General features: G+C 48.6%; 14 protein-coding genes. 6 read left to right on the forward strand and 8 right to left on the reverse strand.

Annotation, left to right across the window (positions count from 1 at the left end; all coding sequences use genetic code 11):
- Nucleotides 1–206 precede the first annotated feature (206 nt).
- The 8 genes from gyrB to mutM form a co-directional block, all read right to left on the reverse strand.
- Nucleotides 207–2678: a DNA topoisomerase (ATP-hydrolyzing) subunit B gene (gyrB, locus tag MTBPR1_RS10885; RefSeq protein ID WP_069189050.1), complete on the reverse strand. Its 2472-nt coding sequence runs from the start codon at nucleotides 2676–2678 to the stop codon at nucleotides 207–209.
- 28 nt (nucleotides 2679–2706) lie between these two features.
- Nucleotides 2707–3900 carry a DNA replication/repair protein RecF gene (gene recF / locus MTBPR1_RS10890; RefSeq protein WP_338031283.1) on the reverse strand — a complete coding sequence of 398 codons (1194 nt, stop codon included), beginning with the start codon at nucleotides 3898–3900 and terminating at the stop codon, nucleotides 2707–2709.
- Between the two features lie 28 nt (nucleotides 3901–3928).
- Entirely contained in the window at nucleotides 3929–5047 is a 1119-nt protein-coding gene (dnaN, locus tag MTBPR1_RS10895; RefSeq protein WP_069189052.1) for a DNA polymerase III subunit beta, read from the reverse strand.
- A 259-nt stretch (nucleotides 5048–5306) separates the two neighbouring features.
- Nucleotides 5307–6725, reverse strand: coding sequence for a chromosomal replication initiator protein DnaA (gene dnaA, locus MTBPR1_RS10900; RefSeq protein ID WP_069189053.1), 1419 nt, complete (start codon nucleotides 6723–6725; stop codon nucleotides 5307–5309).
- 411 nt (nucleotides 6726–7136) lie between these two features.
- On the reverse strand, nucleotides 7137–7400 hold the full coding sequence (gene rpsT, locus MTBPR1_RS10905) for a 30S ribosomal protein S20 (RefSeq protein WP_069189054.1): 264 nt from the start codon (nucleotides 7398–7400) through the stop codon (nucleotides 7137–7139).
- Between the two features lie 236 nt (nucleotides 7401–7636).
- Entirely contained in the window at nucleotides 7637–8413 is a 777-nt protein-coding gene (locus MTBPR1_RS10910; RefSeq protein ID WP_069189055.1) for an enoyl-CoA hydratase, read from the reverse strand.
- Nucleotides 8414–8460: 47 nt separating this feature from the next.
- The gene (locus MTBPR1_RS10915; protein ID WP_069189056.1) at nucleotides 8461–8826 is read right to left on the reverse strand and encodes a hypothetical protein; all 366 of its coding nucleotides are present in this window, start codon (nucleotides 8824–8826) and stop codon (nucleotides 8461–8463) included.
- A gap of 15 nt (nucleotides 8827–8841) precedes the next feature.
- Entirely contained in the window at nucleotides 8842–9669 is an 828-nt protein-coding gene (gene mutM, locus MTBPR1_RS10920; RefSeq protein WP_069189057.1) for a bifunctional DNA-formamidopyrimidine glycosylase/DNA-(apurinic or apyrimidinic site) lyase, read from the reverse strand.
- A gap of 164 nt (nucleotides 9670–9833) precedes the next feature.
- Between mutM and ubiE the strand changes: the two genes are divergently transcribed.
- The 6 genes from ubiE to MTBPR1_RS10950 all read left to right on the forward strand — a co-directional run bounded on the left by ubiE (nucleotide 9834) and on the right by MTBPR1_RS10950 (nucleotide 15191).
- Entirely contained in the window at nucleotides 9834–10592 is a 759-nt protein-coding gene (ubiE, locus tag MTBPR1_RS10925) for a bifunctional demethylmenaquinone methyltransferase/2-methoxy-6-polyprenyl-1,4-benzoquinol methylase UbiE (RefSeq protein WP_069189058.1), read from the forward strand.
- Nucleotides 10592–12136 (forward strand): 2-polyprenylphenol 6-hydroxylase, encoded by a 1545-nt coding sequence (gene ubiB / locus MTBPR1_RS10930; protein WP_069189059.1) that lies wholly within the window; start codon nucleotides 10592–10594, stop codon nucleotides 12134–12136. The genes ubiE and ubiB overlap by 1 nt, the downstream gene beginning before the upstream one ends.
- 23 nt (nucleotides 12137–12159) lie before the next feature.
- Nucleotides 12160–12894 carry an SDR family oxidoreductase gene (locus tag MTBPR1_RS10935; protein WP_069189060.1) on the forward strand — a complete coding sequence of 245 codons (735 nt, stop codon included), beginning with the start codon at nucleotides 12160–12162 and terminating at the stop codon, nucleotides 12892–12894.
- A gap of 140 nt (nucleotides 12895–13034) precedes the next feature.
- Nucleotides 13035–14252 carry a bifunctional phosphopantothenoylcysteine decarboxylase/phosphopantothenate--cysteine ligase CoaBC gene (gene coaBC, locus MTBPR1_RS10940; protein WP_069189061.1) on the forward strand — a complete coding sequence of 406 codons (1218 nt, stop codon included), beginning with the start codon at nucleotides 13035–13037 and terminating at the stop codon, nucleotides 14250–14252.
- Nucleotides 14245–14706 (forward strand): dUTP diphosphatase, encoded by a 462-nt coding sequence (gene dut / locus MTBPR1_RS10945; RefSeq protein ID WP_069189062.1) that lies wholly within the window; start codon nucleotides 14245–14247, stop codon nucleotides 14704–14706. Before coaBC ends, dut begins: the two co-directional genes overlap by 8 nt.
- A 29-nt stretch (nucleotides 14707–14735) precedes the next feature.
- Complete coding sequence (locus MTBPR1_RS10950; RefSeq protein WP_069189063.1) at nucleotides 14736–15191, forward strand: RrF2 family transcriptional regulator; 456 nt, start codon at nucleotides 14736–14738, stop codon at nucleotides 15189–15191.
- Nucleotides 15192–15247: the final 56 nt, after the last annotated feature.

Consider the following 15247-nt stretch of genomic DNA (forward strand, 5'->3'; position numbering starts at 1 on the left):
GTGTCTACAATACTAGGGGCTTGCCAGTGATCTGCTTCAAAGTTCATATAGGAACAAAGTCAAATCTCAATTAATCCAACAAAAAACCAGCTCACTGTATAAGTGAGCTGGTATGCTGCTAATTCCCAGAAGGAAAATTTATTTCCGAGAGCACAGATATTTAGTTTTGCCTATGAGTGCAAAACTTTAGGCGCAGGACCACTACCTTAGGCATCCAGATTAGAAACCTTCAAGGCATTGTCCTGAATAAAGTCCCGGCGTGGTTCAACCACATCGCCCATCAGGGTTGAAAAGACTTCTTCAGCCTCATCAACATGATTAACCTTAACCTGCAACAATGAACGTGCACTTTCATCCAGTGTCGTTTCCCAAAGCTGTTCCGGGTTCATCTCACCTAGCCCTTTATAGCGTTGGACATTCATGCCTTTTTTGCCAAGGTCCGTGACCATATCGACCAAATCGATTGGACCATCAACGATATACTCTTTCTCTTTTTGCAGTAATTTAGCTGGTTTTGAGAAACTTTCATTAAGCTCATCAGACAAAGCATGAAGCGCACGTGCTTCAGCAGAACGAATAAGCCCTTGATCAAGGTGATGGGTCTCAGTTACCCCGCGCAATGTGCGGCTAAAGGACAAACTGCCATCATCTTGAACGGCCCCTTGCCAGCCTTTGGTCAGATCACTTTCAATCTCATCAAGGCGCTCAGCAACCATTTTGGCAAGCTCGCCGCCATGGGTCTCATCTTGAAGAAGTTCCACATTAAGTGCGCCCGCAATTGCAGCCTGTTCCAAAATATTGGATGGGACCTTACTTGAAAGCTGACCTAACAGGCCTTTGACTTTGCGTGCATTATTGATGCGAGAGCGTAAATCTTCCCCACCGATCTGACCGCCATTTTCCAAGGCCAAAATACAGTCATTCACAGCCAGATTAACCAGATGGTCTTCTAATGCTTTTTCGTCCTTCAGATAAACTTCTGAATTACCACGCTTCACCCGATAAAGCGGTGGCTGGGCAATATAAAGATAACCACGCTCGATAATTTCCGGCATTTGACGGAAGAAGAAAGTCAAAAGAAGGGTCCGGATGTGTGATCCATCCACGTCCGCATCGGTCATAATGATAATTTTATGATAGCGACATTTCTCGATATTGAAATCTTCATGCCCAATGCCTGTGCCCATGGCTGTGATCAAGGTGCCGACTTCTTGCGAGCTCAGCATTTTATCAAAACGCGCACGTTCAACGTTGAGAATTTTACCTTTTAGCGGAAGGATAGCCTGACTTTTACGATCACGGCCCTGCTTAGCAGATCCCCCCGCGGAATCACCCTCCACTATGAAGAGTTCAGATTTGGCAGGATCACGTTCCTGACAATCCGCAAGTTTACCTGGAAGCGAGGAAATATCCATCACACCTTTGCGACGGGTCAGTTCACGCGCTTTGCGCGCTGCATCACGCGCCGCTGCTGCTTCACAGATTTTACCAATAATCTGTCTGGCTTCATTGGGATGTTCTTCAAACCATTCTTTTAAGGCTTCCCCTGTGATATTTTCCACAACAGGGCGCACTTCTGAAGACACAAGCTTGTCTTTGGTCTGAGAAGAGAATTTCGGGTCCGGCACTTTAACCGAGACAACAGCAGAAAGCCCCTCGCGGATATCTTCACCGGAAATGGTGACTTTCATCTTTTTCGCCAAGCCACTTTCTTGGGCATAGGCATTGACTGTACGCGTCAAAGCACCACGGAAACCTGCCAAATGTGTACCGCCATCGCGCTGTGGGATGTTGTTGGTGAAACACATGACATTTTCATGATAACTGTCATTCCACTGCATGGAAACTTCCACGCCAACTTCCTCACCATTATTATCAGCTTTTACACCGTCCATATAGACGGGTTCCGGCAGAATAGGTGTTTTAGAACGATCAACATATTTCACAAATTCGATCAAGCCACCTTCATAATGAAGCGGTGTTTCTTTTGTTTCTGCGTGGCGCTCATCACGCAACAACATACGCACACCAGAATTCAAGAACGCCAGTTCGCGCAAGCGATGCTCAAGCGTGTTGTAGTCATAATCGGTAATGGCAAAAATTTCTTCAGAGGCATGGAAAGTCACAAATGTGCCTGTCTCCGGTGTGCCATCTTCTTTCAACGGTGCATCGCCAACGATTTTTAAGGATTCAACCACATCGCCATTTTCAAAACGCACATAATGCTCTTTACCATCGCGGTAAATTTTCAGCTCCAGCCAATCGGACAAGGCATTTACAACCGAAACCCCCACACCGTGCAAACCACCGGAAACTTTATAGGAGTTACTGTCAAACTTACCACCTGCGTGGAGCTGGGTCATGATCACTTCTGCGGCAGAAACACCTTCTTCAGCATGGATATCAACCGGAATGCCACGACCGTTATCAGAAACGGTGACAGACCCATCGCCATTTAGGGTCACAATCAGGATATCACAATGGCCTGCAAGGGCTTCATCAATACCGTTATCGACAACCTCATACACCATGTGATGCAAGCCGGTACCATCATCGGTATCCCCGATATACATACCCGGGCGTTTACGCACAGCTTCCAAGCCTTTAAGGACTTTAATGGAATCCGCGCCGTATTCTTCGCCGTTATCACCATCTACTGGTAGGTTTTCTTCGCTCATTGTCGATTACCCAAGTTTAACTTTCACTTTATTCATTAACCCGCACAACTGCCGCTTTTTCCACATCGAAAAAATTGGCGCGAGACCCAAAGGGCTTAAACATATCCCGATCAGTCCCTGTCATCCAGGCTTGTGCACCCATGGCACAAATAGCTTCAAATAACGCCTTGCGGCGATCCTCGTCCAAGTGGGCCCCCACTTCGTCCAAGAGCAGAAGCGGTATACGCCCCCGATCTAAAGCCAATGCCTTTGTGTTGGCCAGTACCATACCGGTCAACAAGGCTTTTTGTTCTCCGGTAGAGCAAACCTCTGCCGGTTGGTCTTTTGGTACATGGCGAACCAGAAGGTCACTTTTATGTACCCCGTCTTTTGCCCCACCGACCTGTGCATCAAGTGCGCGATGCTCTGCCAGAAAGGCACGAAACTTATCTTCAACTTCCAAGGCGCTAAACTCATCCAACCAGTTTTCAACCATCCCGGTCGGGGTCAGTCTTGCGCCCGGAAATGGGCCATAACCTTCAACGGCGAGGATATTAAGGCGCTGCCCGATATCTTTTCGCGCTGCTGCCACCGCCACCGCCTTGGTCGCCATCTGTTCTTCAAGGCCTGATAACCATCGATCATCATTGCGCCCTGTCTTGAGCAATTTGGCACGTTCTCGCAGCCCATGCTCATATGCATTCATGCGACTGGCATGTTTGGGATCAAACCCAAAAACCAGCCGATCCAAAAACCGTCGTCTTGCGATGGCACCATCTAAAAACAGGCGATCCATCTGCGGTAAAAGCCAGACCACATCCACATAATCTGCCAGTGCAGACTGACCGCGTGCGCTCTCACCTTCAATGCGAACCACACGTCTTTCGCGCGTTCCGCTTTTCTTACCCGTTTCTTCACGCCCTGTGCCGATATCAACCGGACCGCCCGTGGTATTAACGGTTGCAGCCACGCCCCATGCGCGACCACTATCTTCATCACATCCCTCATCGCGCCGTGCCAGCTCAATCGCTTTGGCCCGTCGCATTCCTCGCCCCGGTGCCAATAAGGACACCGCTTCAAGGATATTGGTTTTTCCGGCCCCGTTATTCCCGCTAAGCACAACGGGGGTCGGGTCCAGATCAAGGCGTTGAAAATCGTAACAACGAAAATTACTTAACGTCAGTCTGGTGATATTGATCGGTACGGCCATACCCAGACTGTTGTGTGCGACGGTTTCACTCACCTTGAATAATCACGCTTCAACCAACAGGTCACACACGCATCGGCATCAAGACATAAAGCGCGCTGCTATCAGCCGCATCACGCACGATTGTAGGGGAGCCGCCATCAGAAAGCATAAACTGGGCCGTTTCACCTTCAACCTGCTGGGCAATATCCAACAGATATTTAGAGTTAAAGCCAATCTCGATCTCATCAGCATCATAAGACACTTCAACTTCTTCTGTGGCAGACCCCGCATCAGGGCTGCTGGCAGAAAGCACAAGTGCGCCCGGCCCAATGGACAGTTTAATGGCGCGGGATTTTTCAGTGGAGATGGCAGACACACGATCAACAGCAGCCGCAAATGGCTTGCACTCCAGTTCCATCATCTTGTCGTTCCCCGTTGGGATCACGCGCTCATAATCAGGGAATGTGCCATCAATCAGCTTGGAGGTCAGCACCACTTCACCAAAGGCAAAGCGGACTTTTGTTTCAGAAAGCGAGACAGAAACATCATCATTTGTTTCATCAATCAGCTTGCGAAGCTCAGCCACTGTTTTGCGCGGCACGATCACACCCGGCATATCGGCTGCACCTTCAGGCATGGGCACTTCAACACTTGCCAGACGGTGACCATCTGTTGCAACAGAGCGCAATACAGGCACGCCGTTATTTTCACCAGCATGTACATAAATACCATTAAGGTAATAGCGCGTCTCTTCTGTGGAGATTGCAAAACGTGTGCGATCAATAATGCCTTTAAGCTCACCCGCTGGCAGGGCAAAGTTATGATCCAGCTCACCACCAGACATCAAGGGGAAGTCCATGGTCGGCAAACAAGCCAAAGTAAATTTGGAACGACCCGCGCGCAAAGTAAGCAATTCTTCATTTGCACCATTATCCAGTTCCACTTGGGAACCATCTGGCAATTTGCGCACAATGTCATACAGCATATGAGCCGGTGCGGTTGTCGCCCCCTCGGTGATGACTTCACAGTCTACCGTTTCAACGATATCAAGATCCATGTCCGTTGCATTTAAGGACAGGCGACCACCCATGGCATCCAGTTTCACATTACTCAAAATCGGAATAGTGGTGCGGCGTTCCACAACACTTTGCACGTGAGCCAGAGACTTCATTAGCTTTGCGCGTTCGATGGTAATCTTCATAACGTTTTTATCGCTTCAAAATATATGGTTTCAGATAAGTTTAGCCTACCCGCTGATCACCGATTTCCTCTGATTTCACAAGGGATTACCCCCAAACCAGCCAAATCGGTTCGCCATTATAACAAAGCTGACGAGAAACCAAAGCTTTTTAGAGCGTTTTTAAGAGAAAAAATCAGCTTTTTTCACCCACGCGCTTGCAAGGATATTTCTGTTTGTTTTTAAAGGAGTTTCGGGCACTCAACCCAAGGCAAAAAGTGCCTTAATTTACGCCACCCAACATACGGCGCAGCAGCTCGACATCTTCGGCAAAATCCTGATCACTCAGGCAAAGCTCATCAACCTTTTTCACCGCATGCATGACGGTCGTATGGTCACGCCCGCCAAACTTGCGCCCAATTTCCGGTAAAGAGCGTGTGGTGAGCTGTTTGGAGAGATGCATGGCAATTTGGCGCGGACGCGCAACTGAGCGCGCACGGCGCGCTGAATGCATATCAGAAACGCGGATATTAAAATGTTCCGCAACTTTCTTCTGAATCTCTTCAATGGTGACGCGACGATCATTGGCGCGCAACAGGTCATGCAAGACTTCTTGAGAAGTTTCCAGCGTAATGGGACGCCCCACCAACTGGGAATGCGCCACAACCCGGTTTAACGCGCCTTCAAGCTCACGCACATTAGAAGAGATTTTATGGGCAAGAAATTCTGTGACCTTGCTGGGTAATTCCACACCGAGCTGTTCTGCCTTGGATAAAAGAATCCCCAAGCGCAGCTCATAAGTCGTGGCATGAAGATCAGCCACAAGCCCGTGATTAAGGCGAGATTTAAGGCGCTCTTCCAAACCTTCAATATCAGAAGGTGATTTATCCGCAGATAAGACGATCTGGCGTCCCTGATCCACCAAGGAATTAAAGGTATGAAACAATTCTTCCTGTGTGGAATCTTTACCCGCAATAAACTGCACATCATCAATCAAGAGCATATCCACACTTCTGAACTGCTCTTTAAAATCCACCGTTTTTTGTTCGCGCAAAGCACGGATAAAGCGATACATAAATTTTTCAGCCGTTAAAAACACAGCCGTGCGACCGGGATACATTGCCACATATTGCTGGGCAATGGCGTGCATCAAGTGCGTCTTACCAAGGCCGGAGCCCCCGTAAAGAAACAACGGATTAAACGGTGGTGTTTCAGCCTCTGCCACGCGCTTGGAGGCTGCATAGGCAAATTCGTTGGGCTTACCCACCACAAAATGATCAAAGGTAAAGCGCGCATCCAACGGCGCACCAAGCTGATCAGCCAATCTTGCAGGTTGCGCAGGTGCGAGCTGTGCCTGAGGTGCCGATGTTGTTGCCCGAGGCTGGCTTTGCTGTGCGTGCTGGGAGGCTTGCGAAAGAATACCACCACCACCTTGGGCATTGGCAACAATGACTTCCACGTGAATAATCTGATCATTAAAAGAGGACCAAAGTGCCTTGATTTGTTCAAGGTAATTATTGGCAATCCAGTCGCGCATAAAACGCGTGGGCACAGAAATATTTGCCGTTCCACTTTCAATGGAATGAACGGACATAGGCTTGAACCAGCTGTCAAAAGCCGCATCGCCGATTTCATCGCGCATATGCGAACATACTTGCGCCCATTCACCCTGCGTTGTTGGCGAGATCATTGCGTTAGACATGCCTTAACTTCAATCCTAACCCGATTCGATATGGATTACTAAAAACCCCTATCGTGTTACCCCATTTATTCTCAAAGCGTTTGTCACAAAAACAGCGCACGTGCGTTTATTCCAACAAAAGGATCAAACGATTTAAACGGCACATATTTTATGACAGATCCGGTCTCTTTTTTATGTCATGGCAAAAGTTGAATTTTCACCACTTTTGGACCCGATCAAGGTTGTGGATAACTTTATCTGCGCATATGCCAAGAGTCCACAGGTTCCTTTGCAAAAATGCAAAATAATTCCCTTGACGCAGAATTGCCAAACCTAAGAGAAACCCTGAGGTTCAGACACGACAAAAGGGTCGCAAAACAATCACTTGCGACCCTTTTGTCAGAACTTCGAATCCCGAAGTAATCTTATCGATTAAGCCAGAGCTTTAATACGAGAAGACAGACGGGATAGTTTGCGTGCTGTCGTGTTTTTATGCACTACGCCTTTAGAGACGCCAGCGTGCATCGCAGGCATCGCAACTTTGAACGCAGCCTCTGCAGCAGCTTTATCGCCAGCTTCGATCGCAGCTTCAACTTTTTTGATGAAAGTGCGGATACGACCAACACGTGCAGTGTTTACATCTGTACGGCGTTGGATTTGACGGTCGCGTTTCTTTGCGTTTTGGGTGTTAGCCATCGCTTGTTCCTGAAAATACTAATTTCTAAAATCGGTTGGGGGCTTATAAGGAGTTCCCAGCAAGGCGTCAAGTACCATCTGCATGAAAACCATAAAGAAAGTGAAAACTTGAGCTTTGCGAACCGAAAACGAGGAAAATCATCATTTTGCGCCCCCTCCAAGGTCTTTTAAATAAGGCCAAAAGCCTTCAAAAGACCTCAAAAAGAGCATGCATCGTGACGATTCTTGAAGGTGCCTTACTTGTTCTGGAAGTTTGGCTGACGCTTTTCAGCAAAAGCAGCCATACCCTCTTTGCGGTCTTCTAGGGCAAATGTTGAATGGAAAACGCGACGCTCAAACATCACACCTTCAGCCAAAGAACTCTCAAACGCCTTATTAACCGATTCTTTTGCCATCATCACAACAGGCTGTGACAGTTTGGCAATTTTCTCAGCTGTTTCCAGCGCATCATTGAGCAGTTCTTCAACAGCTACGATACGGCTTACAAGGCCAGCGCGTTCTGCCTCTTCTGCATCCATGATACGGCCCGTTAGGCACATTTCCATGGCTTTGGCTTTTCCAACAGCGCGGGTCAGGCGTTGCGTGCCCCCTGCGCCCGGGATAGTGCCAATGGTGATTTCAGGCTGACCAAACTTGGCATTTTCACCTGCAATGATGAAATCACACATCATTGCCATTTCACAACCACCACCCAGCGCATAACCGGCAACAGCGGCGATCACGGGCTTGCGGCATTTTGCCACGCGCTCCCAATCATCGGTGATGAAGTCATTTGAATAGACATCAATGAAATCACGCTCAGACATTTCTTTAATGTCAGCACCAGCAGCAAAGGCTTTTTCACTACCCGTTAGAACAATCGCACCAATGTCACTGTTAGATTCGAAATCATCCAGCGCAAGCCCAAGCTCATCAATCAATGGCGTGCACAAAGCGTTTAAGGCTTTGGGGCGGTTTAATGTAATCAGACCAACACGGCCTTTTTTCTCAACGAGAATATGTTCGTAAGCCATATTTTCATCCCTAACTTTTTTTAAAATTTAAATTCTTTCCAACACACTTATTTCGCATTCGGCGACAGCGCAAAACGCACGGTGGCGTCTTTTCCATCCATGGATATGAACAGGCTCAGATATTCCCCTTCGCGCTTAAACGAAGTTGTTGAACTGGCTTGCCACCCCAATGAAGGTAAGCTCTCTTTATAATAAGATAAAATGGAAGATTTCGTGACAGTCCCCACCGCATATGCCTCAACAATCCGACCCGCAGGCGTATCGAAATAGACAATTTCATCGGTTGCTTCACTCAAACCAGCCATTAACGGCACATCTTCAAGGGCTGACAAAAAAGCCAGGTCCTGTGCCGAAACTGCCTTGCCCCATAATAACAAGAGCCCAAGCAGTCCTATGCGAAATGCGTTTTTCATGTCTAGCGTCATACCTTATTGTTGGCACTTCGAACAGTAAAAAGTGGATCGCCCTTGTTGAACGATCCGTTTAATCGATGATTCTTCACAGCTTGAACAAAGCTCATCTTCGCGCCCATAGACCTTAAATGAATGCTGAAAATAGCCCAACTCCCCATCGGTTTGACGGTGATCTTTAAGTGAGGAACCCCCTGCTTCAATGGCCTCAGCCAAGACTTCCTTAATCACCCCGACCAGCTTCTCTGCTTTCACCTTAGAAAGCTTGCCTGCCTTTTTCGTTGGCAAAATGCCGCTTCGAAACAAGGCTTCATTGACATAGATATTACCAAGCCCCGCCACAATGCGTTGGTCCATCAAGGCTGCTTTCATAGAGGTTGTCTTGCCCTTAAAACGTTCATGCAACAACGCGCCGCTAAAAGCCTCACTTAAGGGTTCAGGCCCAAGCTTCATGATGGACGGATATTTTTCCACACCGCCTTCTTTGATTAAATCAACAAAGCCAAAGCGCCTTGGGTCGCCAAAACGGATGCATTTGCGCGAATCGGTGATGAATTCAACATGGTCATGTTTATCGGGTTCTGGCGGATTGCCTTCTTCAATGCGAATGCGCCCCGACATGCCCAAATGAATGATAATGGTTTGCCCATTTTCCAGCTCCACCAGCACATATTTTGAACGGCGTTTCAGGCTCAAAACCTTTTGCCCGCGCACATGATCTTCAAAATCTTCAGGAATGGGGGTGCGCAAATCACGTCGACGCACAATCACATCTTTTATGATCTGACCTTCAAGGGCGGGGAGCAATCCCAGACGGACGGTTTCGACTTCGGGCAATTCAGGCATTTTCTTGTCTCTATTTTGTCATTCTGGACTTGATCCAGAATCTATTTTTCTGCGCAGTTCTGGATACTGGCCTTCGCCAGCATGACAGGTATGAATAGTACTAGCCTATTACATCTCCTTAGGCTATTTTGCGCAACACTTCTTATAGGGAAAGACTTTAAGATATGTCCGATCAAGATACGACACATTTCGGTTTCCGCACGGTTGCCAAAGACGATAAAGCCAAAATGGTACGCGGCGTGTTTGATAGCGTTGCCTCCAGTTATGACATTATGAACGACCTCATGAGCATGGGTGTCCACCGTGTGTGGAAAAATGCCATGGTCGATTGGCTGAACCCGCAAGATGGCTGGAACACCATCGATGTGGGCGGCGGCACAGGTGATATCGCTTTTCGTATTCAAGATCAGGTCGCCAAACGCGGCGGTAAGTGTCATGTCACCGTCACCGACATTAATGCAGAAATGTTAAAAGTCGGTCGTGGCCGCGCCGTTGATGCGCACCGTCTTGAAGGATTAAGCTGGCTATGTGGTAATGCGGAAAAACTGCCCGTACCAGATAATTCCATGGATTGTTACACCATTGCCTTTTGTATTCGTAACGTCACCGACATTCCCGCAGCCTTGCGCGATGCCCATCGTATTTTAAAGCCGGGCGGGCGTTTTCTCTGCCTTGAATTTTCCGAAGTCGTCATGCCCGTGCTTGATAAAATCTATGATCTTTATTCTTTTAAGCTGCTGCCTGAAATTGGCGCGGTTGTGGCAAGAGATCGCGATTCCTATCAGTATCTCGCAGAAAGCATCCGCAAATTCCCGCCACAGGAAAAATTTGCGCAGATGATCCGTGATGCAGGCTTTGAGCAGGTCAAATACCGCAACCTGACAGGCGGCATCGCAGCCATTCATTCAGGATGGAAAATCTGATGTTGCGCAGCCTAACGATTCTTAAACGTCTCATGAGTGTCGCGCTCACTTTAGCGCGCTATGACGTTCTCTTTCTTTTTGAACAATTGGGCATTGCGCCTGCTGTTGTGTTTATGGCGCGCCTTGTGCCTGTTGGTCGTGTGCGCGGCATTAAACAAATGCGCCCGGGACAACGACTGGCGCGCGCCCTTCATGACCTTGGGCCAACAGCCATTAAACTGGGCCAAGCCCTTTCCACCCGCCCAGATGTGATGGGCGAGGAAATTGCTGAAGATTTAACCGAACTGCAAGACCGTCTGCCCCCATTTTCCGGCAAAGAAGCACGGCGCATTATCGAAGAAGACCTCGGCGCGCCTATTGATGAGATATTCAGCGCGTTTGATGATGAGGCAGTTGCAGCAGCGTCTATCGCACAAGTTCATTTTGCGACCTTAAGCAACGGTGAAGACGTTGCTGTAAAAGTCTTGCGCCCCCATATCCGGCGTGATTTTAAAGCTGACTTCCAGCTTATGGGCACCATTGCAGAATGGGTGGAACGCGCCCGTCCTGACCTCATGCGTTTAAAGCTGGTTGAGTCTGTTCAAACCCTTGAAGATACCGTTCGTTTTGAAATGGACCTGCGCTTTGAAGCGGCAGCCGCTGATGAAATGCGCGAGAACTTCAAGGAGGATGACTATTTCTATATCCCAGAAGTCAAATGGCCCTATTGCGCCAAACGCGTGATGGTCTTAGAGCGCATCCACGGCGTGAATGTGGATGAGATTGAAAAAATCAAAGAGCTCGGCCTGAACCCCAATGACATTTTGGAAAAAGCCTCAACCGCCTTTTTCAATATGGTTTTTCGCGATGGTTTCTTCCATGCCGACCTCCATCCGGGCAATATGTTTGTGCTTGATGATGGTACACTGGCTGCCGTTGACTTTGGCATTACAGGGCGCTTGGATCACACAACCCAGCGCCACCTTGGGGAACTTCTACTTTCATTTATCACCCGTGATTATAAGAAATGCGCGCGGGTGCATTTTGAAGCCGGATGGGTGCCTATGAGTGAGTCTGAAGAACTCTTTACTCAAGCTGCACGCTCCATTGCCGAGCCCATCATGGGCTTGCCGCAAAATGAAATTTCCATGGCCCGTCTGCTCGCTCAATTATTTGAGGTCACGGAATATTTCTCTATGGAAACCCAGCCACAACTCATTCAGCTCCAAAAAACCATGCTCATTGCTGAAGGGGTCGGGCGTAACCTGAACCCGAACGTTAACATGTGGTTCTTGGCTGAACCGTTTATTGAAAGCTGGATGCGTGAAAATCTAGGGCCTCAAGCCAAGGTCAAGGCCGTGGCTGAAGAGACCCGCGATACCCTGCTGCGCCTGCCACGCATTGTTGCCAATATTGAAGAAACATTGGAAGATATCGGCAAAAACGGGCTTAAGCTGGATACAGGTAAGAAACGCAAAAGCCCCAATGGGGTGAGCTTTGGCTGGATCGGTTGGGTCATTGCCACAGGATTAGCCGCAGCTTTGGGTTTTGAATATTTCGGTTAAGCATAGACGACGGAGTTTTCACTATGTCACATCTTTTTGACCTCAGCGGAAAAACCGCCCTTGTAACCGGGGCCACACGCGGCCTTGGCTTTGAAATGGCAAAAGCGCTTTGTGAAGCGGGCTGTGAAGTCTTTTTTAATGGGCGCTCCAAAGATGTGTTAATGGAAAAAACCGAAGGTATCCCCAATGCCCATGTGGTGGCCTTTGATGTTTCAAACCCAAAACATATTGAACTGGCCCTTGGTCAGCTTGGGCCCCTTGATATTTTAGTCAATAATGTGGGCCTGCGCGATCGCCGCACGATAGATGAATTCAGCCTTGAGGATGTTAACAGCCTGCTCAACAGCAATCTGGTCGCCCCGTTTGAGCTTTCTAGAAAAGCAGCTGCCCTTATGGGCCAAGGCGGGCGTATTATAAATGTGACGTCTATTGCAGGTGATATTGCGCGTAGTAATGATGCGATTTATACCGCATCCAAAGCCGGGCTCACCGGATTGACCCGCGCCCTTGCCGCAGAACTCGGCCCCCGTGGCATTACGGTTAACGCCATTGCCCCTGGCTATTTTGCCACAGAAGCCAATCAGCCCATGGTCGAAAATGCCGAAGTTAAGCAGTTTTTAGAGAATCGGTGCTCAATCCAGCGTTGGGGCCATCCTGAAGAGATCGCCGGCACCTGTGTTTTTCTCGCTTCCAAGGCCTCATCCTACATAACAGGGCAAGTCATTACCGTAGATGGGGGCTTAAGCGCCCATTTTTAAACTGAGAATTAAACACAGGTTTATATATATCAGTTATTTAGCCTTTTTTATTGAATCAACCTATATATTTGCTTGCGCTTAAATACGCAGGTCGTTAGGTTATGTACAATTTTCTTGCGTAATTCGCTCAGGAACTCATCGTGTATAAGAAGAAAAGAATACTCTTAATCATCACAGGTGGCATCGCTGCCTATAAAACACCCGAGCTTGTTCGCCGCCTGCGTGAACAGGAAATTGAGGTGAGATGTATTCTCACAAAGTCTGCAAAAGAGTTTGTCACCCCGCTCGCCCTTGGCGCTGTCAGTGGTGATAAAGTCTATGAAGACCTGTTTGATCTGGATGATGAATCTGAAATGGGTCATATCCAATTGTCGCGCAGTGCGGACCTTGTGGTTGTTGCCCCTGCAACGGCGAACACCATGGCAAAGGCGGCCCATGGTCTGGCAGATGATCTTGCCACCACCACACTACTTGCAACTGACAAGCCCGTGATGATGGCACCTGCCATGAATGTGCGTATGTGGGAACATGATGCCACTCAAGCCAATGTGGAAACATTACTTGCGCGTGGCGTTGAGATGATTGGCCCTGATGAAGGGGATATGGCCTGTGGTGAATTTGGCCTTGGTCGCATGGTTGACCCGCTTGATATTGTTGGCGCCGTTAAAAAACGCCTGACAGGCAGTGGGCCCCTTACGGGTAAAAAAGCCATTGTGACCTCTGGCCCCACCCATGAGCCTATTGACCCGGTGCGCTATATCGCAAACCGTTCCTCAGGCAAACAGGGCCATGCCATTGCGGCAAGCCTTGCCAAGCTTGGCTGTGACGTCACACTGGTCAGTGGGCCAACACAAGAGCCTGCCCCCAATGGGGTTGACCTCATCAAGATCGAATCAGCACGTGATATGCTTCAAGCTTGTGAAAATGCTCTGCCAGCTGATATCGCCGTTTGCGCAGCAGCCGTTGCAGACTGGCGCGTTGATATTGAAGCAGATCAAAAACTAAAAAAAGATGGCTCAGGCCAAATGCCGGACCTGAAGCTGGCTGAAAACCCTGATATTTTAGCTACCCTTTCCCAGCATAAAGACAAACGCCCAAGCCTTGTGGTGGGTTTTGCTGCGGAAACAGAAAAAGTAATTGAACATGCCACCGCAAAGAGAGAGCGCAAAAATTGTGACTGGATTGTCGCCAATGATGTGTCGCCTTCTACAGGAACATTTGGTGGAAATGAAAATACTGTCCATTTAATTGCGAAAAATCAATGCGAGGACTGGCCACGTTTGTGTAAATCAGAGGTAGCCGACCGTTTAGCCCAAAAAATTGCAGACCATATGAAAGAAGATCAAGAACATGAGTAAGGCAGTCGATGTAAGTGTTGTCCAACTTCCCCACGGGGCAGATATGGACCTTCCCCATTACGCCACAGAACATGCCGCAGGTATGGATTTGATGGCCGCGATTGAGGGCACACTCACACTAGAACCCGGCAAACGCGCCATTGTCCCAACAGGATTGAGCATTGCTTTGCCCGTTGGCTATGAGGCCCAAGTGCGCCCACGCTCTGGCCTTGCAGCCAAACATGGGGTGACGGTTGCCAACGCACCGGGCACCATTGATGCAGATTACCGTGGTGAAGTGGGTGTCATTCTTGTCAATCTGGGGGAGGAGCCTTTTGTGATTGAGCGCGCCATGCGGATCGCCCAAATGGTTGTGGCCCCGGTGACCACCATTTCATGGGTCAAGACTGATACCTTACCTGATACAGAACGTGGCAGTGGCGGCTTTGGCTCCACTGGCCTGAATAAACAATAATAGCAAACAACTTTGCGGAAGAATTAGTTATGTTACGATTATCAAAAAAGATGCTTTTTGCAATCGAAGCCGTCCTCGACATCGCTTATCATAGTGGTGGTCAACCTGTTCAAAGCCGTGAGATTACACGCCGCCAAGGCATCCCGCGTCGCTATCTTGAACAGGGCCTGCAACAATTGGTGCGCGAAGGCATCCTTGTTGGGGTGCGTGGCCCACGCGGTGGATACCGTCTTGCACGCGAGCGTCGCCGCATCACGGTTGGTGAGATTGTGCGAATCGTTCGCAAAATGGAAACAGCCGAGGATCCGCTTAATGATCCAGCAGGATCAGAACTGGGCCACAAGGTTGTGCGCCCTGTGTGGATGGAAATGCAGGAAACCTTGATGTTACAGCTTGATGAAGTTAGTATCGACGATCTTTGTACGCGCGCCAATCAGGCTGGCCTTGTCAGCGAAGGCCGACAAAATCTCGACTTCACCATCTAGTGCACAACTACCTGTTTATGATGTAGAATATTTATAATACCTTCAATTGAGGTGTT

This window comes from Candidatus Terasakiella magnetica (assembly GCF_900093605.1).
GTDB classification, from domain to species: Bacteria; Pseudomonadota; Alphaproteobacteria; order Rhodospirillales; family Terasakiellaceae; genus Terasakiella; species Terasakiella magnetica.